The 25,491-nt window shown below is 35.1% G+C and carries 23 protein-coding genes; 9 read left to right on the top strand and 14 right to left on the bottom strand.

What is annotated here, in order from left to right:
• Nucleotides 1-71: 71 nt before the first annotated feature.
• The 7 genes from RNZ46_RS13690 to RNZ46_RS13660 form a co-directional block, all read right to left on the bottom strand.
• A complete protein-coding gene (locus tag RNZ46_RS13690) occupies nt 72-593 on the bottom strand; it encodes a hypothetical protein (protein WP_316982728.1) in 522 nt (173 codons plus the stop codon).
• 66 nt (nt 594-659) lie between these two features.
• On the bottom strand, nt 660-1,016 hold the full coding sequence (locus tag RNZ46_RS13685; RefSeq protein ID WP_316982727.1) for a four helix bundle protein: 357 nt from the start codon (nt 1,014-1,016) through the stop codon (nt 660-662).
• Between the two features lie 58 nt (nt 1,017-1,074).
• Nucleotides 1,075-2,310: a DUF6638 family protein gene (locus tag RNZ46_RS13680; protein ID WP_316982726.1), complete on the bottom strand. Its 1,236-nt coding sequence runs from the start codon at nt 2,308-2,310 to the stop codon at nt 1,075-1,077.
• 125 nt (nt 2,311-2,435) lie between these two features.
• Complete coding sequence (locus tag RNZ46_RS13675) at nt 2,436-3,020, bottom strand: NUDIX domain-containing protein (RefSeq protein WP_316982725.1); 585 nt, start codon at nt 3,018-3,020, stop codon at nt 2,436-2,438.
• 115 nt (nt 3,021-3,135) lie between these two features.
• Nucleotides 3,136-5,097: an AAA family ATPase gene (locus RNZ46_RS13670; RefSeq protein WP_316982724.1), complete on the bottom strand. Its 1,962-nt coding sequence runs from the start codon at nt 5,095-5,097 to the stop codon at nt 3,136-3,138.
• A 74-nt stretch (nt 5,098-5,171) separates the two neighbouring features.
• Entirely contained in the window at nt 5,172-6,233 is a 1,062-nt protein-coding gene (locus tag RNZ46_RS13665) for a hypothetical protein (protein WP_316982723.1), read from the bottom strand.
• A gap of 245 nt (nt 6,234-6,478) precedes the next feature.
• Nucleotides 6,479-7,825, bottom strand: coding sequence for a microtubule-binding protein (locus RNZ46_RS13660; RefSeq protein WP_316982722.1), 1,347 nt, complete (start codon nt 7,823-7,825; stop codon nt 6,479-6,481).
• A gap of 302 nt (nt 7,826-8,127) precedes the next feature.
• Here RNZ46_RS13660 and RNZ46_RS13655 point away from each other — a divergent pair, with 302 nt between their 5' ends.
• From RNZ46_RS13655 to RNZ46_RS13640, 4 genes are all read left to right on the top strand, one after another.
• Nucleotides 8,128-8,370, top strand: coding sequence for a hypothetical protein (locus RNZ46_RS13655; RefSeq protein ID WP_316982721.1), 243 nt, complete (start codon nt 8,128-8,130; stop codon nt 8,368-8,370).
• A 454-nt stretch (nt 8,371-8,824) separates the two neighbouring features.
• Entirely contained in the window at nt 8,825-9,106 is a 282-nt protein-coding gene (locus tag RNZ46_RS13650) for a hypothetical protein (protein ID WP_316982720.1), read from the top strand.
• Nucleotides 9,099-10,769, top strand: a complete 1,671-nt coding sequence (locus RNZ46_RS13645; RefSeq protein ID WP_316982719.1) for an acetolactate synthase large subunit — start codon at nt 9,099-9,101, stop codon at nt 10,767-10,769. Before RNZ46_RS13650 ends, RNZ46_RS13645 begins: the two co-directional genes overlap by 8 nt.
• On the top strand, nt 10,766-12,133 hold the full coding sequence (locus RNZ46_RS13640; RefSeq protein ID WP_316982718.1) for an NAD-dependent succinate-semialdehyde dehydrogenase: 1,368 nt from the start codon (nt 10,766-10,768) through the stop codon (nt 12,131-12,133). The genes RNZ46_RS13645 and RNZ46_RS13640 overlap by 4 nt, the downstream gene beginning before the upstream one ends.
• 58 nt (nt 12,134-12,191) lie before the next feature.
• On the opposite strand, the gene ettA is transcribed toward RNZ46_RS13640, so the two are convergent.
• From ettA to RNZ46_RS13625, 3 genes are all read right to left on the bottom strand, one after another.
• Entirely contained in the window at nt 12,192-13,883 is a 1,692-nt protein-coding gene (ettA, locus tag RNZ46_RS13635; protein WP_316982717.1) for an energy-dependent translational throttle protein EttA, read from the bottom strand.
• Between the two features lie 120 nt (nt 13,884-14,003).
• Nucleotides 14,004-14,186, bottom strand: coding sequence for a CAL67264 family membrane protein (locus RNZ46_RS13630; protein ID WP_311937728.1), 183 nt, complete (start codon nt 14,184-14,186; stop codon nt 14,004-14,006).
• 88 nt (nt 14,187-14,274) lie between these two features.
• Nucleotides 14,275-15,147: a pirin family protein gene (locus RNZ46_RS13625; protein WP_316982716.1), complete on the bottom strand. Its 873-nt coding sequence runs from the start codon at nt 15,145-15,147 to the stop codon at nt 14,275-14,277.
• 149 nt (nt 15,148-15,296) lie between these two features.
• Between RNZ46_RS13625 and RNZ46_RS13620 the strand changes: the two genes are divergently transcribed.
• The 4 genes from RNZ46_RS13620 to RNZ46_RS13605 are packed head-to-tail and all read left to right on the top strand — an operon-like array spanning nt 15,297 to nt 21,740.
• The gene (locus tag RNZ46_RS13620; RefSeq protein ID WP_316982715.1) at nt 15,297-16,004 is read left to right on the top strand and encodes a hypothetical protein; all 708 of its coding nucleotides are present in this window, start codon (nt 15,297-15,299) and stop codon (nt 16,002-16,004) included.
• Nucleotides 16,005-18,761 carry a TonB-dependent receptor gene (locus tag RNZ46_RS13615; protein WP_316982714.1) on the top strand — a complete coding sequence of 919 codons (2,757 nt, stop codon included), beginning with the start codon at nt 16,005-16,007 and terminating at the stop codon, nt 18,759-18,761.
• An 18-nt stretch (nt 18,762-18,779) separates the two neighbouring features.
• On the top strand, nt 18,780-19,958 hold the full coding sequence (locus RNZ46_RS13610) for a DUF4249 domain-containing protein (protein WP_316982713.1): 1,179 nt from the start codon (nt 18,780-18,782) through the stop codon (nt 19,956-19,958).
• Nucleotides 19,959-19,970: 12 nt separating this feature from the next.
• Nucleotides 19,971-21,740: a hypothetical protein gene (locus tag RNZ46_RS13605; protein WP_316982712.1), complete on the top strand. Its 1,770-nt coding sequence runs from the start codon at nt 19,971-19,973 to the stop codon at nt 21,738-21,740.
• A gap of 256 nt (nt 21,741-21,996) precedes the next feature.
• On the opposite strand, the gene RNZ46_RS13600 is transcribed toward RNZ46_RS13605, so the two are convergent.
• The 4 genes from RNZ46_RS13600 to RNZ46_RS13585 are packed head-to-tail and all read right to left on the bottom strand — an operon-like array spanning nt 21,997 to nt 23,650.
• Entirely contained in the window at nt 21,997-22,434 is a 438-nt protein-coding gene (locus RNZ46_RS13600; RefSeq protein WP_316982711.1) for a MarR family winged helix-turn-helix transcriptional regulator, read from the bottom strand.
• A gap of 42 nt (nt 22,435-22,476) precedes the next feature.
• Nucleotides 22,477-22,761, bottom strand: a complete 285-nt coding sequence (locus RNZ46_RS13595; RefSeq protein ID WP_316982710.1) for a GNAT family N-acetyltransferase — start codon at nt 22,759-22,761, stop codon at nt 22,477-22,479.
• A 2-nt stretch (nt 22,762-22,763) separates the two neighbouring features.
• Nucleotides 22,764-23,294 (bottom strand): NADPH-dependent FMN reductase, encoded by a 531-nt coding sequence (locus RNZ46_RS13590; RefSeq protein ID WP_316982709.1) that lies wholly within the window; start codon nt 23,292-23,294, stop codon nt 22,764-22,766.
• Complete coding sequence (locus RNZ46_RS13585) at nt 23,294-23,650, bottom strand: DoxX family protein (RefSeq protein ID WP_316982708.1); 357 nt, start codon at nt 23,648-23,650, stop codon at nt 23,294-23,296. Before RNZ46_RS13585 ends, RNZ46_RS13590 begins: the two co-directional genes overlap by 1 nt.
• Before the next feature lie 152 nt (nt 23,651-23,802).
• On the opposite strand from RNZ46_RS13585, the gene RNZ46_RS13580 reads away from it, so the two are divergent.
• Entirely contained in the window at nt 23,803-25,446 is a 1,644-nt protein-coding gene (locus tag RNZ46_RS13580) for an acyl-CoA carboxylase subunit beta (protein WP_316982707.1), read from the top strand.
• Nucleotides 25,447-25,491: the final 45 nt, after the last annotated feature.

The raw sequence follows: 25,491 nt of genomic DNA, 5'->3' as shown, positions 1-25,491 counted from the left end.
CCAAGGCAGGAATCTATTAATTTATACTAAATTGTTTTAAAAGTGGATTCCTGTCTTCGCAGGAATGACAGTTACAACAACCCTTTATCCTTTAATCGTTCGCGTGCACTTTTTTCCTGGGTTTTTGGTGCTTCTTTAATAGCTTCATTTTCCTCAACTATATCGGCATCTTTAGTTTTTAAATCTTCTATAAAATCTTTTCCTTTTTCAAAAGTGTCGCTTAAAACATCCTCAAAAGCATCACTTTTTTCATCGATAACTTCACTGGATTTGAATATGAAGTTTGCCAAATACGTCCCAACCAATGTACCAACAATCATGGATGCAAAAATGGAAATAGTTGCTAAATCAATCGGTATTAAAAATCTGGTAATTACAATTCCAATTAAAAACAGGAAACCGATAAACACCAAACGTATTATAAATTTTTGCTGATACACGAAACCCGTTTTATCGGTTGGTTTCATTTGTAATGCTTTGGAATACATTAGTTTATTAAAAAATCGATATAGCCCGTTTCCATGAGATTCGCGCCAGTAAACTAAGGCGCCGAATAATATGGATGCGATGAAAATGATGAGTTCTAGTGTCATGTTTGATGAGTTAGAAGCACGGAGTTGGGAGTTTGGAGTTCCTTACTCTTGCGCTTGATTTATGTGTTATTCTCTTATTTTGTTTCTGAATGCTATGGTCATGTTCATTAAATCGAAACAGTTTTTGTAAAATATGTCAAATTCATCTAATTTAATATAATTTCTTCTTCTTGCTTTATGCAAACAAGTTACAACTTCTGCAATAGACCTAATAGAGTAGCCCAAAAATTTTCTATACTCTTTTCCTGATTGCAATATGGAACCTTCGGAAATGTTTAAAGCAATAGAATCGGCCGCCCGTTTTAATTGTGACAATAAATTAAACCTCTCGTCCTTGGGGAACTTTTTAGATAAAGTATTCATATCCTCACCTAAATCCATTGCTTTTTGCCAAATAATTAAATTTTCAAATTTAAACTTCATACTAAACTTATTAAATTACATTAAACAAACTTCCAGCTCCGTGCTTCAAACTTCTAGCTCATATACCTTTTCTAATAGTCTCAATAACCCAGTCTTTAAAGGAGTCGTCCCAAGTTTTAAAACTATTGTAAAATGCTTCTTTATCGTACCAATACAGGTAAAGCACATCTTTTGGCGATACATTTATTAAAAGCATCCAAATTAAATCTTGGTGTTTTCCTTCTAATGACGAATGCGGTTGATGCAAGGCTTCAAAGAGTTTTTCATCAACAATATCGGCGATTTTGTACTCGTTACTTATTTCCAATTTTTCTAAATAGCGTTCCACGCTCATTATTTTTTTCCGAGCTTCTATGTCCAATTTATTAAGATAACTTCTGAACAACAAAGGGTCGTTTAAAATATTTTTAATCGGATGCTGTGGCTTTTTTAAGGCCTGAAACATTTCGAATTTTTTGATGCGCTCGTAGCGTTTTGTTTTTACTACGGCTTCCAAATCGTATTCAATAATCACATGATCACGAAGTTTATCCATTAATTCGGGTTGATGGATATAATAAATCAACACATCGTAACTCACATCTTTTATGGCTTCTTTATGCCATTTTTTATCCTCGAAAACCACGATGGGCTTGATAAAATCGCGTAACACATAAACACCACCGAAAGCTTTGGTATAAAAAGAATCTGTTGTAAACTGAAGTTCGTGCAAATCTAAATCTCGATGTCGTAAATCGCCATAGGTTTTTGCTGATTCTAATAATTGCTGATGAATGCTTTCATCGATAAAATTATGGTTTCTATTGAAGGTTTCAACGAGTTCCAATTGCTGCGCTTTAATTTTATCCAAATCGTTAATTAAATGAAAACTGATGGTTATGGTATCGTATTTTAAAACATCCAAGGGTTCGTAAAAAGCATCGATATTTTGGTCGAAATCCAAACAAATGGCACAATCTCGTGTAATATCGTTTATTTTGTTTCCGTGAACTTTGAAAACGAATTTCATTAAATCCCTATCGAATGTATGAAACGGCACATACACCGGTTTGCCTTTTTGCAATGGCGTAATGATGATGCCATGCGGATTGGATTCGCCATTATTTAAGTAATGAAGCTCTTTTTTTTCTTCCGCAATTTCAGGGCTCCACCCAATACCATCAATAGAAAAGGTTTTCAGTTTGGTTGCTGTAAACCCCATTTTCACCAAGCATTTATTGTAACGCTCAACCAGTTTTCCGCTTACGGGAATGAGTTCGTTTCTGTATAATTTGGCTTGTTTTAGTTTTTGCATTTTCTGTCATTCCTGCGCAGGCAGGAATCTTATTATTTATTTTTATTATTTATTTTAATTTGCCACGAATTCACGAATAAATATCATTTCAAAAAGTGGATTCCTGCATCCGCAGGAATGACAAACTAACTCAACAATCCTTTAATTTTTACATGTTGTAACAGCATAATGGTTCGTGCATCAATAATCTCTTGTGAGTCAATCATATTAAGAGCCTCTTCAACAGGTAATTCCATCACTTCAATTTCTTCACCTTCAATTTCCAATCCGCCACCGCTATTATCAATTTTATCTAAATCTTTATATTCTCCAATAAAAAGGTGCACGCGCTCCCTAACGATTCCTGGTGATAAAAACACCGTATTTACCGCTTTTAAATTTGAAATATGATAACCTAATTCTTCTTTGGCTTCTCTAATAACGGTAGTTTCTGGCGATTCGCCTTCATCAATAGCGCCACCGCAAACTTCAATGGAAACACCTTCTGAAACGCCTGATATATAAACAGGAATTCTAAATTGCTTTGATAAAACAACTTTTTTTGTTTCTGTGTTATACAATAATATCGCTACACCATCACTTTTGCCATAAGCTTCGTGCGATAAACGTTTCCAATTGCCATTTTTAAATTTAAAATCGAAATCGATGCGTTCCAATTTGCCCCAAAAATGGGATAATACGGTTGATTTTATGTTTTTAATTCTATTCATTCAATATCTTCTATTCTAAACTGTTGTCGTTCCGAACGAAAAATGAGGATGAATCTTTTATTTACGAGATTTCTCGTCGTTCATTCTTCACTCTGTCGAAATGACAAATAATTACTTATTTGTTCCCAAATTGCGCTCTTGCTTCCGTTTCTATATTCAATTGATTTATCCGGGCATCTACTTTTCGTTTAAAATCGGTATCGGCAATCGTTGCCACATTATCTAAATAACGCACGACTTCTTGTCGGCGAATTTCAGAAAAATCCAAACCTTTCATATTGGCTTTCATCAATTCTTTGAGCATGTCGAATTTGGTGTCGTAATCTTTTTTGAAATAGATTTCGGGGTTTTCAAACCAATCGGGTTCCAAATCAAAATCGGTTAAACGCAACGAAATGGCACTTTGAATATTCCGAACATCACGCGATGAAAAGAACGGAAATATCTTTTGAATTTCTTTATACAAACTGGCATAAAACAAATGTTCGTTAGTGTCGTGCATTTTGTCCGCTTTTTCAAAAGCCTCCAAAACACGTTCTTCCGACGGTTTTTCAATAACATTTAAAATATCGCCCATACTTTTCGCCAACCCTTGGTCGGCCAAATATTGGTAACCCATTGGGTTTTGCATATTCACAAAATCGGGCATGGTTTTATCAAACTTATTCCACCAAAGATAATCCTGATCTAAAAAGTCGTGTTCGGTACGTGCACCATCAATTTTAAAACGCCCTTGCACCCGTGAAATCACAGCTTTATCCAACATTTCCGGCAGGTTGGTAAACAACCCGATGGAACTGTTGCCATAATTTACCGCATAGGCACCTTCGGTATATCTTAAAAATACGCCGATAACTTCTTTTACACCAGCCGAAACGCCTTGTGCCGTTCGCTCTTGCAAATTATTTTCGGCATCGTCAATGGGTGCAAAAATGAGCTTTGATGGATCTTGCAAAGGCTTCATCCACTCCACCATTTTTTCGGCAGAACCGCCTTGAAAGGTACTAATTAAAGTATCTGGCATCGGGTGAAACAAAAACGGAATATCCAAATTATCACAATGCTCTTTGAGTCGCGTTGCAATGGCTGCAATAAGCATACTTTTTCCGGTTCCCGGAATACCGTAACCCATAAAAACGGGCATAAAACCACCCAATTCTTGAAACGGATTCTTTTTTGCATCAAAATCGTAACTCAACATACGCTCGGTTAAACGGCGCGCAAAATGTTTGGCATCGCGATTGCCGACAATTTGTTCGAATTGGATTTTATTGAACTCTATGCTTTTTGCAGTTCCCGAAAATACATTGTTCCAGCCCGATACGGCAAACTCCGATTTCTCTAATTTATAAGTTCTGTCTTCAATGGTTTCGGTGTATTCCAAAGTGCTTTTGCGCAGTTGGATTTCGTCAATCAAAGCTTCAAAATATACCACCGTAAAATTGATAACATCCTTATCGGATTTTATAATTTCAGGATGACTCAAATACTTATCAAAATAAAACAGACTGCATGAAATTCCTTTTAAGGGCGACAAAAAAGACACTTCCGGAATACCGGCGAATTTCTGTTTCATCACACTTAAATCATCAGAAGCATGTGGTTTTAAATCGTATAATATTTTATATGCCGTAGCAAAAAGCATAAATGCCGTTGCGGTGTGCATTTTACTTTCAAACTCGCGCTTACCGTTGTTATCCAAAGCCGATTTATTTTCATTCAAACTCGATAAGCCCGAGGCATCATAATAACTATCCTTAATCCAAATACCCAAAGTAATGCCCTCTTGAACGGCATACAAAGCTTGATTTAAATAAATAGGAATGGCGACCGAATCTGGTAATAACCGCTTTTTTAGAGCCAAAATTGTTTTGGAAACCGAAGTGATTTCAGTCGAATTACTGCCGTTATTGGCACGCGATAAGTACAGTAATATCGATTCGTCTTTAGCGTCTTTATCTCTGTTTTTAGCGCGAGCACCTTGAGCCCATTGTATCGATTTTAAATACGATGCCGCTTCATCGCGAAGCATGTCGAGTTCGGTTAGTTTTATCGGAAAAGTTGAGTTGTGTTCCATTTATCAAGTTAAAAGTTATAAGTGAAAAATTAAAAGTTATAGTTCTCGCAACTTCGAGATTCCAACTTCTAACTTTATACCTTTTCTATTTTTAAACCAGCTACTTCAATAGGTGCTTTTTCAAGTCCATTCATAATCTCTGGTGTTTTGTTATATAATAATTGAATAATTCTGTGGGGTGCAAACACATATTTTTGTTTAAAAATAGCATCCCATTTTTGTAGCGTTTGCTTGCTAAAAAATCCACCTTCCTTAAATTCGCTTCCCGATTTCACTTCATCCAATCGCAACGAAATGGCATAGGATTCCAACGGAATATCCTTCTTTCCAATAGCCTCTAAAATAGCATGGGTTATCTTGTTTTCATCTTTTGCAAACACATTGTGCATCGGTCCTAAATCAATACGCTTTATCAGTTTTGGAAACACCTTTGGCAATCTTCTATCAATGGTATGCGCCATCATATCTAAGGTCATATCCCTATCGGCAACGGTTTTTAAAACCTCGTAAATATCATCTTTATAATCGTTTACATTGTTCCCATCATAATTAAAATACATAAAACAGATAAAGGGCCGGTTATGCGACACATCGTAAAAACTCCAGCTCACCAACAAATCGGCAACCGAATTTTCCGGAGCGCTCAATATTTTTCCCTGCACGAACCTATTGAAAATATACTCCTTTTTAACCGACGAGTAATACACTATCGATGCCGCTTGGAACAATTTACTTTTCTTAATCGGCTCCTTTTTTCGCATCAACGTATTTAAAAATTCTTCTTTTAATGTATCAATGGGTGTTAACTTGCCCAAATACTCATCGCGCAATTCCAAGTCGTTAAATAAATACCTAAACTCCAAATAGTTAGGAAATCCAGAATACGTTAAATCCACCTTCATATTATCTTCGTCATCATACATATATTTAATGCGCATGGCCTCAATAGAGTACAATAACAAATCGCAATATTGCTTAAACAATTGTACCTCAACAGCATTACAAATCTTTTGGCGCTGTACGGCAACAATCAATTCTTTAAAAGCAAAATCGACCATTTTATGGTAAAAAACGTAATGCTCTTTAGAGTCGAGAACAGCGGAATCTAATGGTGTAACGATGTGGTTTATGGACATTTTTTAGTCTTCAGTATGCAGTATTCTGTATGCAGTTTTGCTGCGAATACACTAATGTTTTATTAATTTGGGCGTTACCACAAGGGTCGGGCTTTCACTACTCGCTTCCTCCTATCGTCGGCGAGCTCAAACATTTAGCCTGCGGTGAGCGCAGTCGAACCGTTCAATCCCTAACGCGGAAAACGAAACTGGTTTTAAACTTACAACGCCATTTAATAAGATTCCTGCCTTTGCAGGAATGACAACTAACTTAACAAATCATCATCTTTAGCCTCTGGTTTCGGATTAGGCTTATTACCCTTTCCTTCTCCATCAGATGGTTTGTTGGCATCGGCGTTATAATAATCCTCAAAAATCTCTTTCATATCGATACCGTAACGCTCTGCAAAATTCTTTTGAATATTGCTATCCTTCGCACGAATTTCCTGTAAAGCCTCGGCATAACTGCTGTAAACACCTTGCATAACTTTTTCGTGCACCGGAATATTATCCATCATATCTTGTCGTGCCTTGGCACTTGCCGTATGCATCGATGCTAAGGTTTCGCCAATATGCTCATCGGTTTTAACGCCCAAATGTTCTAAAATGGCCGCAAATTCCTGATCCGTTCTAGCTTTTAAAGCCACCACGTAACCATCGTAATACTTAAGGCGCTCTTCGGTATCACTCTTTAATTTAGCACGATGCGTTTGTAAATTACTGCGTAACGATGTTAACACTTTAATGGTTAAATTGTGTTTGTGTACAAAACTGTCTTTACTTGCTGCAAGTGTTGTGTAAGCATTTTTTAAACCTTCCAATTCTTCCACCTTTTGCTCCAAAGCGGTTACTTTGCCAATGGCTTCAGAATATTCTGGAGACTGTTTATCGGCAATGTCTCCGAGTTCTTGACGTGCTTGTTTTAAAAGGGCGTAGCGCTCTTCTAATTTAGCCTCAACTTCATTCTTTTTTTCTAAGGCTTTGGTGTGGTTTTTAGACGCTTCAACAATGGCATCTTTAAGTTTTTCCTCAACTTCTTTTATTTCTATTTCCCTGTTTTTTAAACGAGAAACTGCTGCTTGACTTTTATAGGACAGCTCGCTTAACAGCGTTTGAACATCGGCACTTTCAATACGCTCCTGAAACATGGCTTTGGCCTTATTATCGGCACCGGCGCGTACTTTTTCGGCGGCTTTATATTCTTCCTCTTCTTTTTTTATTTTGCTTTTTCGCCCCCATAAATTATTCCACCAAGTATCCGGCTTGTTCCTGGCATCTTCCAATTCAATTCGCGCACGGTCCAATGCTTTTTGTGCATCGTCGATTACTTTTTGCTCGGTAGCGTTAAGCGATGAGAATTTTTCAAAAATAATACCCACCTCATCTTGGTAATCGGTTAAATCCTTTATGGCATCTAAAAGTGTGGTTCTATCTTTTTCAGCCATGTGCACCACATCATCTAAAGTGGCATTCAATATTTTTTGCCGAACTTCTGGATCATCCTCTTGAGATAATTTCGATTTCATAGTATCAATGGCTTTTCCCCAATTGACATCTACTTTTTCGTTCTTTTCGTTTGAAGAGGTTTCTAATAAATCAAAATCATCTGACATGGTATACTTTGTATTTTAGGTTTAACTATTTTTATAAACAAGCAATTTCGTTAAAAAATATCAATTTCAAAATTAATACTGCTTAAATTATTGGTATGTTTTTTTTACAAAATGTTACATTGAATTTTAAAGGTGCCATCAAAACTTATTTTAAAAAATATTTATTTACGGGAACGGAATAAACATCGGACTTTTAGCACAGTTTAAAGCTCTTAAAAACAACGTGGTACAATTATTATTTATAATAGTTAACAAAAAAATGGTATATTTGAATAGCTATTAACCCAAATAAAGCACTGTAAATGCTTGTAAATTACATATCTCTCTCAATTTTTCGTGCGCCATTAATTTCACAAAGCGATATAGTAACGGTATTAATTATTGTTGTTGTTATTTTCTCCTTTCTATTGATTCTTGGTGTCAGAAAATCCTATTTACTAAAAAAAGAAAATGATCGTTTAAATAGTATGAACACTACTATGGAAGATGAAAGTGAAAAGCCCTATAAAGATTTTACCGATGGGCATATGTACGGTGGCAACTAATTTTAAAAAAGATAAATCTATAAAAGTAAAGAGCCTGCAATTGCAGGCTTTTTACTTAAATATTACCGTATTAGTTTCTTATATTTAATTCGTTTGGGCATCAAATCGCCTCCCAATCCTTTCTTTTTGTTTTCTTCATAATCACTAAAACTACCCTCGAAGAAATACACTTGCGAATTACCTTCAAAAGCTAAAATATGCCTGCGTATTCTATCAAAAAATCAATAGAAACTTCTTTTCTAAAAGCACCATGTTAAAAATGGATAAATGTTAAATATTCGCCGCCTAACTAACAATTCTTAATCCATACCCACTGATTTACATATTCTAAAAGTTAGATCTATAAACTGTTATGTAATCGAATAAACTTTAAATGCATTAAAATTTATACTTATCAAGTTAACCCAAGCGTGATTGTTTGATTAGTTTTAACTGAACTAAAAAATATATAGCAATGAAAAATAAAAAAGAATACGATTCAAAAATCACTAAAGAAGACAAAGCTATTTTGGGCGATAAAACTGGGAATTTAAGACAAGATGGTGGGCAAGACAAATACTTAAAAAACAGGTTGAAAGAGGTTGATTTTTCTGGAAATGACCTAGATATACCGGGAAGAAAACCAATTAAAAAAAGCAAAAACACTTCGTTAAATGACGAAGAAAACAAACACCATAGTTTAGGAAGTGCAGCAAATGAAAACTTAGAACAAAATATCGATAAATCTGATGCATAAACCTATAAAAGCATCCGACTTATTTATTAAAGCCTTAGAAAATGAAGGCGTGGAATATATTTTTGGGCTTCCAGGAGAAGAAAATATAGACATGTTGGAGTCCATAAGAAAATCCGATAAAATTAAATTTATTTTAACAAGGCACGAACAAGGCGCGGGTTTTATGGCCGCAACTTATGGAAGGCTCACCGGCAAACCCGGAGTTTGTATGTCTACTTTAGGGCCTGGAGCAACAAACCTCGTTACCACAGCGGCTTATGCACAGCTTGGTGCGATGCCCATGGTTATGATTACCGGCCAAAAACCCATTAAAACAAGCAAGCAAGGTAAATTTCAGATTATTGATGTTGTAGAAATGATGCAACCTCTTACCAAATACACCAAGCAAGTTACGCATGGCGAACATATTCCTGCCATGATTAGGGAGGCTTTTCGCCTATCGAGTGAGGAACGACCTGGAGCTGTACATATCGAATTTCCAGAAGATATTGCACAAGAGGAAATTACAAACCCTCATTTATTTGATATTGTAGATCACAAAATTCCTTATGCCGGTAAAAATGTGATTTCCCATGCCTCAGAAATGATTCAAAAAGCCAATAGACCACTACTGCTTATTGGCGCTGGAGCAAACCGAAAACGCGCTAGCAAGGCATTGACAAAATTTGTGGACACTTTACAAATTCCGTTTTTTAACACCCAAATGGGAAAAGGCATTATAGATGAGCGTCACCCTCTATATTTGGGAACTGCCGCCCTTTCAGATGATGATTTTTTACATGAAGCCATCCATAAGGCCGATCTTATTATAAATGTTGGACATGATACCATTGAAAAACCACCATTTATCATGCTTCCCGAAAACAATCAAAAAGTAATTCACGTCAATTATTTTGCAGCAGAAATAGATCAATTATACTTTCCACATTACAATGTTATCGGCGATATTGCTGGTAGCGTCATTCACTTATGCGAAACTTTAAAACCTCATGCTAAATCTTGGGACAATGACTTGTTTTTTAAAGTGAAAAACAATGTGGCATCACATTTAAGTAAATATGAAAAAGACAATCGTTTTCCTATTTTGCCACAGCGTTTGGTTAAAATAGTTAGAAACACGTTGCCCGACGATGGCATTGTAACCTTGGATAATGGAATTTATAAAATCTGGTTCGCACGAAACTACCCAACATATACTCAAAATAGTTTAATTTTAGATAATGCTTTGGCCACCATGGGTGCAGGATTACCTTCTGCAATTATGACCAAAGAACTTTACCCAAATAAAAAAGTGATTTCGATTAATGGTGATGGTGGATTTATGATGAACTCACAAGAAATTGAAACAGCAGTAAGATTGCAGTTGGATTTGGTTATTATTATTTTAAACGACAATGCATATGGAATGATTCAATGGAAACAAGAAGGTGAAGGATTTCCCAAATACGGTTTGGAATATAAAAATCCTGATTTTGTAGCATACGCTAAAAGCTTTGGCGCTACAGGATATCAACCAAAATCGGTAAATGAATTTAAATCAGATTTTGAAAAAGCACTAGAATCAAAGGGCGTTCAAATTATAGATTTAGCTGTTGATTACTCTCTAAATCATGACATATTAAACGTTTTAATAAAAGAATTTTCAGAAAAAACAAAACAATGAATACTATAACCACAATAAACCCAGCCACAGAAGAACCTATTAAAACCTATAATCGTTTAACGGCATCTGAAACCGCTGCACAGATTGAACGAGCAAACAAAGCTTTTCAATCCTGGAAAAACACAAGCTATTCAGAGCGTGCAAAATTAATGAATGCGTTAGCCGATATTTTCGATAAAAACAAAGAGACTTATGCGCAATTAACCACTGAAGAAATGGGCAAAACCATTGTTCAATCTAGAAAGGAAATAGAAAAATGCGCATGGATTTGCCGTTACTATGCAGAACACACAGCAGAATTATTAGCTCATCAAACCATTAAAACCGAGGCAAACAAGAGTTACGTATCATTTCAGCCATTGGGTGTAATTTTAGCTGTAATGCCTTGGAATTTCCCTTTTTATCAAGTAATTCGATTTTTAGTACCCGCATTAATGGCAGGAAATGCAGGGGTTTTAAAACATGCATCCAATGTTCAAGGCTGTGCTTTTGCATTACAACAAGCCCTTGAAGATGCTGGATTTCCACAAGGTGTTTTTAGCAACTTAAACGTGAGTTCTGATGCTGTTGAATCTATTATTGAAAACAAACATATTGTAGCCGTTACATTAACAGGAAGCGCTCCTGCAGGACAATCGGTAGCCTCTATAGCTGGAAAAAACCTAAAAAAAACAGTGTTGGAATTAGGCGGTAGTGATGCTTATATAATTTTAGAGGATGCCGATTTAGAAAAAGCCACAGATTTAGCGACTTATGGCAGACTACAAAATAATGGACAAACCTGTATTGCTGCAAAACGATTTATTGTTTTAGAAGAAATTTATGATGACTTTATAAATCTGTTTAAACAAAAAATGAAAGCAGCAAAAATGGGCGAACCAACCGATGAAGACACCTATTATGGCCCTTTAGCTAGAGTTGATTTAAGAGATGAATTACACGAACAGGTTACAAAAACAATTAACCAAGGGGGAAAATTAATTTTAGGCGGAAACATACCAGATAGAAAAGGCGCCTATTACCCCGCAACTATTCTGTCTGATATTAAACCGGGAATGGAAGCATTTGAGGAAGAATTATTTGGTCCGGTAGCATCGGTTATAAAAGCCATAGACGAAAATCATGCCATTAAACTCGCCAATCTCTCAAAGTTTGGTTTGGGTTCTGGTGTGATAACTGAAAACAAATCTAGAGGCGAAAAGCTGGCTTTACAATTAGAGGCCGGTAGTAGTTTTGTTAACAAATTAGTGGTGTCAGACCCACGTTTACCTTTTGGAGGTATAAAAACAAGTGGTTACGGCAGGGAGCTTTCAGGCTACGGAATTCGAGAGTTCACCAACATTAAGTCCATTTGGATAGATTAAGCTAAACCTATTACACTATAAAAAAAACGCTCACCTTTATAGTGAGCGTTTTCCGTTTTTATCTAATCAGTTTCTTATATTTAATTCGTTTAGGCATCAAATCGCCTCCCAACCGTTTCTTTTTGTTTTCTTCATAATCACTAAAACTGCCCTCGAAGAAATACACTTGCGAATTACCTTCAAAAGCTAAAATATGTGTACATATTCTATCTAAAAACCAACGGTCGTGACTAATTACAACGGCACAACCAGCAAAATTTTCTAAGCCTTCCTCTAAGGCTCGTAATGTATTAACATCCAAATCGTTCGTTGGCTCATCCAAAAGCAACACGTTGCCTTCTTCCTTTAGTGTCATGGCTAGGTGCAAACGGTTACGCTCCCCTCCTGAAAGTAATTTTACGGTTTTATTTTGCTCGCTTCCTGAGAAATTAAAACGACTTAAATAGGCACGAGAGTTTACTTGCTTGCCGCCCATCATAATCAACTCTTGCTCGTCGCTAAAATTTTGCCAAATGGTTTTTTCTGGGTCTATATTGGAATGACTCTGGTCTACATAAGCAATTTTTGCCGTATCGCCTACTTTAAACTCGCCCTTATCTGGGGTTTCTTCGCCCATTATCATTCTAAAAATAGTAGTTTTTCCAGCACCGTTTGGCCCAATAACACCCACAATTCCCGCTTGTGGCAGGTTGAAGTTTAAATCTTCGTAAAGTAATTTATCATCGTAACCTTTGCTTACGCCAATGGCTTCAATCACATTGGTACCCAATCGCGGTCCATTAGGAATGTAAATCTCTAATTTTTCATCGAGTTGTTTTTGGTCTTGACTCATGAGTTTATCATAATTCTTCAAACGAGCTTTTTGTTTGGTTTGCCTACCCTTCGCCCCTTGTCGAACCCACTCCAACTCGCGCTCTAAAGTTTTTTGACGTTTTGAAGCTGCTTTACCTTCTTGAGCCATACGCTTCGATTTTTGATCTAACCACGAAGAGTAATTGCCTTTCCATGGAATGCCTTCGCCTCTATCGAGTTCTAGAATCCAACCTGCAACATTATCTAAAAAATACCTATCGTGCGTCACTGCAATTACGGTGCCTTTATATTGTGCTAAATGATGCTCTAACCAATGCACCGATTCTGCATCTAAGTGGTTGGTTGGCTCATCCAACAGTAACACGTCGGGTTCTTGTAAAAGCAAACGGCATAATGCTACACGACGACGCTCACCACCCGATAAAACCGAAATCTTTTTATCGCCATCTGGCGTGCGCAACGCATCCATGGCTATTTCCAATTTGGTATCGAGTTCCCATGCATTTGCGGCATCAATTTGGTCTTGAAGTTCCGCTTGGCGGTTCATCAATTTCTCCATTTTGTCTGGATCGCTATACACTTCTTCTAATCCAAATTGGTCATTTATTTTATTGTATTCGTCGAGAATGGCTACCGTTTCTGCTGCACCTTCGCGAACAATTTCCATTACGGTTTTATCATCGTCAAGCTTTGGTTCTTGCTCTAAGTATCCCACCGAATAATCTTGTGAAAACACCACGTCGCCCTGATAGTTTTTATCTACGCCCGCAATAATTTTGAGTAAGGTAGATTTACCCGAACCGTTTAAACCAAGAATTCCGATTTTAGCACCGTAGAAAAAACTCAAGTAAATATTTTTTAAAACAGGTGTATTTGCACTCGGGAATGTTTTTGTAACCCCCGACATTGAGAATATTATCTTTTTATCGTCGCTCATAAAGCTATTTTTCTATTGATTATTTTTATTGTTCAAATCCGGATGGTATAAAAAATGATACCTATGCCATAAAGCTATTTGAATAGTATTGATTATTGAAGACTGACACTGATGGCTATGTTACACTCTACCTTTTAAAGCATTAAATACCCATGCGATACAGAAAAAGCCACCGCCAACAGCTGCAAATCCCCAGCCTGCAACATCGTCATATCTAAAAGCGCCTAATCCAATTAAGCCAAGGCCTACAAATATCATAATCCAAGTAGCCCAAGCCAAAACCGTGTTTTTATTCATTGCCATAATCTTATTCTTAAATTTTTGATGGTTAGTTTAAAAGCAAATATCGTTGTTTTACACAAAAAAAGCACCTTTTAACGGATGCTTTTTATTAACTGTTTGGAAGAAATCCCATTTTTCCCATTTGGTAATCGCGCATAGCCTCCATAATTTCGGTTTGTGTATTCATAACGTAAGGTCCATAAGTTGTTACCTTTTCATGGAATGGTTTTCCTGAGAGAAATAAAAGTTTACTATCTGCTTTAGCTTCTACAGAAAACTGATTACCATCTTGATTAAATTCAATCAATTGATTTTCATTTTGGATTAAATCTACATCATTATTCACCGTTACTTGTCCTTTTAATAAATACAAGACTGATTGGTAAGCGATATCAATATCAACGTTATGCTTTCCTCCTGCTTTCACATCCATCATATAAACATTCACCGGAGATTGTGTGGCAATTTTTCCGTTTTTATCTTCTAAACTTCCAGCAATAACTTGAATACTCACTTTCTTATCTTCTGAAAGAACCACATTAAATTCATCATTTTGAACATGTTGATAATTGGGCTGAATCATCTTTTTTTCAGCTGGCAAATTCAACCACAGTTGAATCCCTTCTAAAGTGCCGCCTTTTTCAACAAATGCTTTTGTTGGGCGTTCTGCATGAATAATGCCCCTGCCCGCAGTTGTCCATTGCACATCTCCGGCTTTTACCACACTTTCGTGCCCCAAAGAATCTCTGTGCAATTGCTCGCCTTCGATTAAAAAGGTAATAGGCTCGAAACCACGATGCGGATGTGGGCCTAAATCGAACGGATTGTTTCTTTCATCAATGGCATAAGGCCCGTAATGATGCAACAGCACAAACGGGTCTATCATATCAATGTGTTGTGTAGGTATGGGCTGGCGTAATTTAATGGGGCCCATATTTACAAAATCGCTTCGTCCTATGGTTTTTATGGTGTTTTGTTTCATTCCAATATTATTTTTTATAAAGATAAATTATTTTAAGTTCGTATTTATTATACCGTTTATGGGCAGTATAATGTTCTCTGTCGAAAAATTTGCTTATACCATACTTTTTACCAATCTTTAGGTATTATTCTATAATTCTAGGTTAAATTATGCTAAAAAACAAAGCGGTATTGTTTTTATTGCTATTCTCAACTATTACAATATATAGCCAAACCACGATTTCTGAAAAAGCGTTTTATAAATGGTTTGATACTACAATTGGGCAAGAAAATTCTGGACTAATAGATGGTTTAGCTTATCGTGAATTATATAGGACCCAAAATGGCAATCATAAATTTTACACGACTTCGGCTTTTCAAAAAGGACATATAACTTACAATGGGCAACGTTATTTTGATGTTGACTTGAAATACGATATACATGCCGATGAAATTATTATAAAAATCCCTACTCAAACCATTACACATACCATTCAATTAATTAAGGAACATGTTGAGCGGTTTTCTATAAAGAATTCGGAATTCATCGCTTTAAAAAATGGTTTTTATGAAATCATTTTTAAAAGTAAAAACCTATCCTTTTATAAAAAACATATAAAAACATCGAATAAGTATTATTCCGGAAGGTCGATTTTTTATCGTTTTAAAGGCAAAACTGAATATGTGCTCTATTTTAATAATGAATATCACAGCATTTCAAAATCTAAAAAAAGCCTAATTAAATTAATGCCTGAATTTAAAAAGGAAATCAACTCATTTTATAAAACTAAAAATGAATTATTGAATATAAACTACGATCTTTTTATGCAGCAATTGGTAGCAGAATTAAACAACGTTATTTCTAAAAAACAAGTGTAAATGATGAAGAAATTACTATTTCTGTTCTTGTTTTTCAATGTAACTCACACATCATTTGCACAAAAAAATGAAGCCAAAATTTCGCTTCAGTTTGAAAACGCAACCAAAATTGAAATAATAGAACAAATTGAATCTGTTACAGATTATCGTTTTTATTTTATTGAATCGTGGATAGACGATACTTTAATATCCGGCAATTACAATAATGCGCCTTTGAAAACCGTGCTAAACGACATTTTTAAAAATACCGTAATTAATTATTACATATCAACTAACCATCAAATTATTTTAACAAACAACAGCTTAATACGCGATGAATTGCCGATAAATTTTATTGAAAACGAAAGCACTAAATTTGATAGCAATACTAATTCTGAACCTGTTTTTTTTAATGAAGGTAACCTTAATAAAAACGAGTATCTAGAAATAATAAAAATTGGAAAAGAAACCACCAATGCCTCTCGTGAAAATTTCAAACTATCTGGTTATGTTAGAAATAAAGTCACAAAAGAACCTTTGGTAGATTTAGTATTAATGGTTAAAAACCAAGACATTACTGCCGTTACAAATCAAGACGGATTTTACAGTTTAACATTGCCCTCGGGCGAAAATTTAATTGAATTTAAATCTTTGGTTATTAAAGATTTGGTTAAAAAAATTGTTATTTATAATGATGGTAAAGCAAATTTTGATTTGGATGCCAATGCCGAAGTGCAGTTGGATGAAATTGTTATAACCTCGCAAAAAGACAGAAATGTTGCCGAAGTTATAGCGGGAATTACTAAAATAGAATTGGAGGAAATTAAAACGATTCCGTTGGTTTTAGGGGAGCGCGATTTATTAAAAATTGCAACAGCGTTACCCGGAATTTCAACTGCTGGCGAAGGCGCAAGCGGCTATAATGTTAGAGGCGGAAAAGCAGACCAAAACCTTATTCTTATTGACGAAGGTATTGTTTACAGTCCAACACATTTCTTTGGGATATTCTCTGCACTAAACCCTTATACGGTTGGCAGTCTCGAAATTTACAAGGGCAATATTCCCGTTGAATTTGGTGGTAGATTATCGTCTGTTTTTGATATTAAAACAAAAAAAAGCAATATCGAAAAACTCTCAGGAGAAGCCGCTATTGGCCCCGTAACCAGTAATTTAATGTTGGAAATTCCTGTTGTAAAAGAAAAATCGTCGTTATTGGTTGGTGCTCGAGGTACATATTCTGATTGGGTTTTAAAGTCGCTGGACGATGAGTCTTTAAATAACAGTGAAGCTTCATTTTACGATTTCATTATAAAGTACGATCACAAAATAAATGATAACAATACTATCGAAACTACAGGTTATTACAGCAAAGATAAATTCAGCATCACTTCAGATTCTTTGTATAGTTATAGCAATCAATTGGCGACTTTAAAATGGAATCACACCTTTAATAAAAAAAGTAAGGGAAGCGTAATCCTTAACAATAGCCAATATCAATTTAATATAGGATTTGAGGGCAATGGCGATAAAAATTTCGACTTGAATTATAAAATAAATGAAACGCTTCTCAAACTTAAAATGAGTACCACAATCAACGATAAACATAAACTTAACTATGGCGTATCAAGTAAATTATATACTTTAAACCCTGGCAGTAAAGAACCTTTGGGTGAAAATTCGATTATTGAACCCATTATAATTTCAAAAGAACGCGCCTTGGAATCGGCTGTTTTTATTTCGGACAATTTTAAGGTCAACAAAAAACTCTCATTAAGCTTAGGGCTTCGTTACTCGTTTTATGCCTCGTTGGGCGAAGCTTCCGAAAGAATCTATGAAGCTGGCCAACCCAGAAATGAAGGCACGTTAATCGACACAAAAAACCATTCTAAAAATGAAGTTATAAAAACCTACGGTGGACTAGAAATTCGTACTTCTGCTCGCTATTTTTTAACCGAGGACTTATCAATAAAAGGCGGTTACAGTAGCACTTTTCAATACATTCATGCGCTATCTAACAACACAACCCAATCGCCTTTAGATACTTGGAAGCTATCCGATTCCAACATAAAACCACAACAAGCCAATCAATTTAATTTGGGGATTTATAAAAATTTAGAAGATTACGAGTTGAGTGTGGAAGCTTACTATAAAACGTCAAAAGATATTTTAGACTACAAGGTTGGTGCCGATTTATTGCTGAATGAATTGGTTGAAACCGAAGTTTTTCAAGGCGTTGGAAAATCGTATGGCGTTGAGTTTTTAGCTAAAAAAAATAAAGGCAACCTTAATGGCTGGTTAGCCTATAGCTATTCGCGTTCGTTGATAAAACTAGATAGTGAGTTTAGCGAAGAGCGTGTTAATAACGGCGAGTATTTCCCTGCTAATTACGACAAACCACATGATTTTAGTTTAGTTGCCAATTATAAAATGACCAAGCGCTTCAGCGTTTCATTTAATTTTGCATACCAAACAGGAAGGCCTGTAACTTACCCTGTTGGAACTTATACATATTTGGATAAAGAATATGCATTGTATAGCAACCGTAATGAATTTAGAATACCAGATTATTTTCGATTGGACTTAGGCTTGAATATTGAAGGAAATCATAAAATAAAAAAACTGGCGCATAGTTTTTGGAATATTTCCATATACAATGTATTGGGCAGAAACAATCCGTATTCCGTATTTTTTGTTACAGAAAACGGACAAATAAAAGCTTACAAAAGTTCTATTTTTTCTATACCGGTACCAACTATAACATATAATATTAAATTTTAAAAGGCTTAAAACAAACACATGAAACATATCAAAACATATTATGTAGTATGGCTGCTGACAGCTTTTTTTATGTTTAGTTGTACAGAACCTTTCAACCTAAAATCTATAGATTTTGAAGATGCTTTAATAATAGAAGCAATTATAACTGATGAAGTAAAGTACCAAGAAATAAAACTTTCTAGAACCTTTTCATTGGAAGAATTTACACCTTCTGAAGAAAGCAACGCCACAGTAATTATTACTGATGGTGCACAAAATATATATGAGTTTGAAGAAACCAGCGCTGGCACATACACTTCAAAAGCAGTATTTGGAGCCTCGGCAAACACCTATTATACATTATCTGTTACCACTAAAAATGGCAAAACCTATAAATCTAAACCAACCCAATTACCTAGTGTTGTGCCAATAAATAATTTATACGCTTCCAGAGAAGTAAATGCCGAAACCGGTAATGAAAATATGAGCATATTTATAGGTGGATTTAACGCCTCAGCAAATTCAAAATACTTTCGCTATGAATATGAGGAAACTTATGAAATTGTTGCACCATCATGGGTAGATGGCGAATTTACGGTTTTAAACAACGGGCAATTAGTTTGGAATGAATTGTGTTGCAGGCCTGTTGAAAAGCAAGTGTGCTACAATACTGTGGCATCAGACAGTATAATCCAATTAAACAGCGAAAATTTTTCGCAAGATGAAACACTTGCATTTCCAATTCGCGTTATCTCTAGAGACAACCCGATAATAAGAACTCGGTACAGTATTTTGGTTAAGCAATATGCGCAATCTTTAGAAGCTTTTACGTTTTATAAAATTTTGAATAAATTTTCGAGTTCCGATAATTTATTCTCTCAAAATCAACCTGGGTTTTTTAGTGGCAATTTATTTTCTGTTGATAATAAAAACGAAAAAGTAGTCGGCTATTTTGATATTTCATCGGTGTCATCAAAAAGAATATTTTTTAATTATTCTGATTTTTTTCCAGACGAACTGTTGCCACCATATTTTGTGGATTGCACAAGTTTTATGATTACCGATATTAACCTATTAAAAGAAAAAGTAATAGACGAAAGCGTGGTGTATTTTAGCCCAAACCCAACTCCCGGAGGCATTCCGTTTGTGGTTGACGCGGCATGTGGCGATTGCACAAAACTAGGAACCAATACAAAACCAGATTTTTGGATTGATTAAACGACTATTAAAATGAAAAAAAACATATTTATATTTATCATTTTTATTTGCGTTGGTTTATCGTCAATACATGGTCAATCCATATTGAATAAAGATATGGCGTTTAACTATGAAGACTTTCCTCAGGAAAAAATATTTGTTCATTTTAACAGTACTTTTTTAGTTTCTGGCGAAAGTTTATTTTATAAAATTTACTGCCTTAACGCAAACACAAATGCAATAAGTAAGTTAAGTAAAATAGCTTATGTTGAACTGATAAATACTGATAAAAATACTGTTTTAAAACATAAAATAGCTTTAAAATCCGGGTTGGGAAAAGGCGATTTTTTTATTAAAGCATCAATCCCTTCAGGTAATTATAAAATTATTGCATACACGCAATGGATGAGAAATAATGGAGAGAACACTTTTTTTCAGAATGATGTTACTATTATAAATCCGTTTAGAACGAATAAAAAATTAACTGTAAAAACAGACAAAAATCAAGATACAATTATGGTAAACAATGATGTAAGAGACAACAACATCAAAGTTTTAAACCATCCCATTAAAAATGAATTTGTAGAAATAGTCACCAACAAAAAAACTTTTCTGAAAAGAGAAAAAGTGGTATTAACTTTAAAACCTCTCAAAGGCAAATTTTCTCTTGGAAACTACTCTGTTTCGGTTAGAAAAATTGATGCTGTTAATGCACCTTCTAAACGTAGCTCCAATTCATTTATCAATCAAAATCACCTAAAAATAGCATCAAAAGATTCCATTTTTTTTCTACCAGAGCTGCGAGGTGCACTCTTATCCGGCACCATGTTTTCCAAAAAAAACAATGCCCCAATACCACATGCAAAAGTTTCGCTTACAATCCCTGGAGAACATGCTATTTTTAAAATTGCAACCACAAATTCATCTGGTGAATTTTATTTTAATTTAGATGAAACGTACAAAAACACGAATGCCATTGTACAAGTTATTGGTTCAAATAAAGATGTTTATAAAGTAGAAATCAATAATTATGAGTCACCAAGCTATAACAATTTTGTGTTCAACGATTTTAAACTCACACCAAAATTAACCGATTTAATTCTCAATAAAAGTATTTTTAACCAAATAGAAAATGCGTATCACAGCGTTAAAAGGGATAGTATTCTGCCTATTGATTTTAAAACACCGTCATATAGATACAAAGAAAAAAAGTATATTTTAAGTGATTACACTAGATTTAAAACATTAAAAGAAACGATTACCGAAGTTGTTGATGCGGTATATGTTTTACAGGAAAATGGCGATTATACATTTCATATAAAATTTTATAATGATACCAATAAATCTGATGCATCGGCATTGGTACTTATCGATGGAATTTTAATACAAAATCATAATTCTGTAACTGATTTTAATGCAAATAGCATAAAATCTATTGGCGTTGTGCGAGATAAATATGTTTATGGCGGCCAACTATTTAATGGTATTATTTCTATTGAAACCCTAAAAGGAGATTATAACCCGACAATTAAAGGCGATTACATAAATCGCTTCGAAATTGATAAACCGATTGTAAATAAAAAGTATTTTAAACTAGATTATAGTGATTCCGAATTAAACCGTATTCCCGATTTTAGAAATCAATTATTGTGGCATCCAAATTTAAATTTGATTAGTGATGAAAACCAAATTTCGTTTTATACTTCGGACATTGCTGGCGACTATGAAATAAGTTTTGAAGGTTTCACCAACTTAGGAAAACCTGTAACAATCAAAACACATATAACAGTTAAAAACAATTGAGCTTATTGAGATTAACACATCTTTATATTCGTCGTGTTTCTATCTAAAATCAGCTGCTTTTTCTGCAATTAGTAACCGATACCCTGTTCTTTTAATTTATCGCTAACTTCGGTATAGTCAATAATTATATTCTCTTTTACTGCACTGGCAAAGTCATTTCAACTACTTGAGTGCCTTGAATCTCTATAAAGAACTTCCTTTTTTGCCTTAGTAAAACCCGATTAATTTCACTGAAAACTATCTGTACAAAAAAGCATTAGCGTATTTTATCGAGTAAGTCGCTTAATTGTTCTGCTTCTTGTTCTGATAAATTATCCAACAAACCGGTATTTAAATCTTTTGATATTTTCTCCAAAAGAGCTAATCCAGGTTTGGTTATTTGAATATTTACAACGCGTCTGTCACTACTACAATGCATGCGTTCAATGAGATTTTTAGCGCATAGTTTGTCCATTAAGCGTGTTGCATTAGGTGCTCTATCAATCATGCGTTCTTTAATCGTTTGTACTTTTAAAGGCGTTTTTGCTCCGCGCAAAATCCTTAAAATATTGTACTGCTGTGGCGAAATACCAAAAGGCTTAAAAAAAGCGTTTTGATGTGATGTAATCCAATTTGCTGTAAATAAAATATTGATTAACGCTTTTACTTTGTTGTTTTTAAACTTCGAGTTAACATCTTTAGAAATATCGCCCATTTTAAATTTTTAAATTAATGGTTAATACAATTTATCGCAATATCAAGATAATACATCTTTGTACGCATCGTGTTTCTTTTTAAAAACAGCCGCAGCGAATGGGCACAATGGTATGGCCTTAATATTGCTTGCTCGCATAAAATCTACTGCGGCTTCTACTAATTTGTAACCAACACCCTGTCCTTTTAATTTTTCGCTAACCTCGGTATGGTCAATAATTATCTTCTCTTTTCCTGCGTAGGTATAAGTCATTTCAGCTTCTTGAGTGCCTTCAATCTCTAAAAAGAATTTTCCTTTCTTGCCGTCGTCAACCTGTTTAATTTCCATAATTATAGTGCTTTTTGAAAAGTTTGTACTTTATTTTTTAACGCTGCATTCAAATCATTATTTACGATTATACCGTCTGAAAAATTATCGGCAAAATTTGGGAATGAAAACGTTTCAACTATATGGGCATCGTGCCTAGGAAAGCGATCTTGGGCCATAGCCAATACCGATGCACCACCTCTTCCCCCTGGCGATGCAGCCATCAAAAGCATGGGTTTTCCATAAAAGGTTTTTGCTTCAATTCTCGACATCCAATCAAAAATATTTTTAAAAGCCGTTGAATAAGCGCCGTTATGTTCGGCAAGCGATAAAATAATGCCATCAGATTCCGCTATTAATTTTAAAAATTGCTGTGCTGGTTCCGGAAAGCCTATTTCCTTTTCTAAATCAACTCCAAATAGTGGTAGTTCAAAATCATTCAAATCCAATACGGAAACTGTAACATTTTCGACTAAACTCGAAGCATAAATTGCCAATTGCTTATTAATTGAGGTTTTACTATTGCTGCCTGCAAATACTATAATGTTTTTCATTATTTAGCTATTCTTTTATTAAAAATGTAAGATACAATTAATGCAACAATAGCCAAAACAGCGGTGCCTTCTTGCCCATCGCCAATCATGTAATGAGCGAAAAATGCCAATATAAAGGCATAAAAATATCCTGCATAAGCCCACTCTTTAATGGCTTTTAAATTTGGGCTCCAAACAGCAATCAACCCAAGTAATTTTGCTGCTGCAAATGGGTAAATAATATAGCTTGGATACCCAAAACTTGTAAAAGCTTCTTTAATAGCTTCGTGTTGAAAAAAATACATACTTACTGAAAATAGCATGATTGCTGTTAACAATCCTGTGGCCGTGTAATAGATAATTTTATCTCGTTTCATTTATATTGATTAAATTATTGATGCTGCAAATGTAATATAAAAATATTTATATTCCTAGGAATATATTTCCATGTTACTTAATTTGTGAATTCATCAACAAACTCGAAAATAAAATTTGAAACTTTTGTACATTAGCATCAAACTTAAAATACATGGATATTAACTTCAATAAAAACGAAGACCACAATAAACTTCTGCTTTCCGAATTAAATAAAAAACTAGCTAAAGTAAGCCTTGGCGGCGGAAAAAAACGCATCGAAAAGCATAAAAGCAAAGGCAAGATGACAGCCAGAGAGCGTATCGATTATCTTTTAGATACTAAAAGAAAGTCTATTGAGATAGCGGCTTTTGCAGGAGAAGATATGTATACCGAACATGGCGGTTGTCCGTCTGGTGGCGTGGTGGTAAAAATGGGTTATATAAAAGGCAAACAGTGTATTGTAGTTGCCAACGATGCCACGGTTAAGGCGGGCGCATGGTTTCCTATTACCGGAAAAAAGAATTTAAGAGCCCAGGAAATCGCTATTGAAAACAAACTCCCCATTATATATTTAGTCGATTCTGCTGGTGTGTATTTACCCATGCAAGATGAAATTTTTCCGGATAAAGAGCACTTCGGACGTATTTTTAGAAATAACGCTGTAATGAGCAGTTTGGGCATTACCCAAATTGCTGCGGTTATGGGCAGTTGTGTTGCTGGTGGTGCCTACTTACCTATTATGAGTGATGAAGCCTTGATTGTTGATAAAACAGGTAGCATTTTTCTTGCCGGAAGCTATTTGGTAAAAGCGGCCATTGGCGAATCCATTGATAATGAAACCTTAGGCGGAGCTACAACACATTGTGAAATTTCAGGGGTTACCGATTATAAAGCGAAAGATGATGCCGATGCTTTGGATACCATTAAAAATATTATGGATAAAATTGGTGATTTTGACAAAGCTGGTTTTAACCGAAGTGAACCGAAAAAACCAAAAGAAAACCCTGAAGATATTTATGGTATTATCCCGAAAAGTCGTGCCGATCAATACGATATGTATGACATTATTAAACGACTGGTTGATAATTCGGAGTTCGATGAATATAAAGCAGGTTACGGACAAACCATTATTACCTGCTACGCCAGAATTGATGGTTGGGCCGTTGGTATTGTGGCCAACCAGCGTAAATTGGTAAAAACCAAAGGCTCTAAAACAAAACCAAAAGAGATGCAATTTGGCGGCGTAATATATAATGATAGCGCCGACAAAGCCACACGGTTTATTGCCAACTGCAACCAAAAGAAAATACCGCTAGTGTTTTTACAGGACGTTACGGGTTTTATGGTGGGCAGTAAATCTGAACATTCGGGCATAATTAAAGACGGTGCTAAAATGGTAAATGCGGTAAGTAATAGTGTGGTACCTAAATTCACCATTATTTTAGGCAATTCGTATGGGGCAGGAAATTATGCCATGTGCGGAAAAGCTTATGACCCGCGATTAATTGTAGCATGGCCAAGTGCAGAACTTGCTGTGATGAGCGGAAATTCCGCAGCCAAGGTTTTACTTCAAATCGAAAAGGCATCGCTTGAAAAACAAGGTGAAACATTTACCAAAGAAAAAGAAGATGCGCTATACCAAAAGATAAAAGATAGATACGACAACCAAGTTTCGCCCTATTATGCGGCTGCCAGAATTTGGACTGATGCCATTATAGACCCGTTAGAAACCAGAACATGGATTTCAATGGGGATTGAAGCGGCTAATCACGCGCCTATTGAAAAGCCCTTTAATATGGGTGTGTTGCAAGTATAATTTTTAAATCTTATGAAATTTTTGTACCTTTTGTATTGAAAATCA

Source organism: Hwangdonia lutea, assembly GCF_032814565.1.
In the GTDB taxonomy this organism is placed as follows: domain Bacteria; phylum Bacteroidota; class Bacteroidia; order Flavobacteriales; family Flavobacteriaceae; genus Hwangdonia; species Hwangdonia lutea.
Note: the sequence above shows the minus strand (reverse complement) of the source record. Positions and strands in the feature narration are given on the sequence as shown.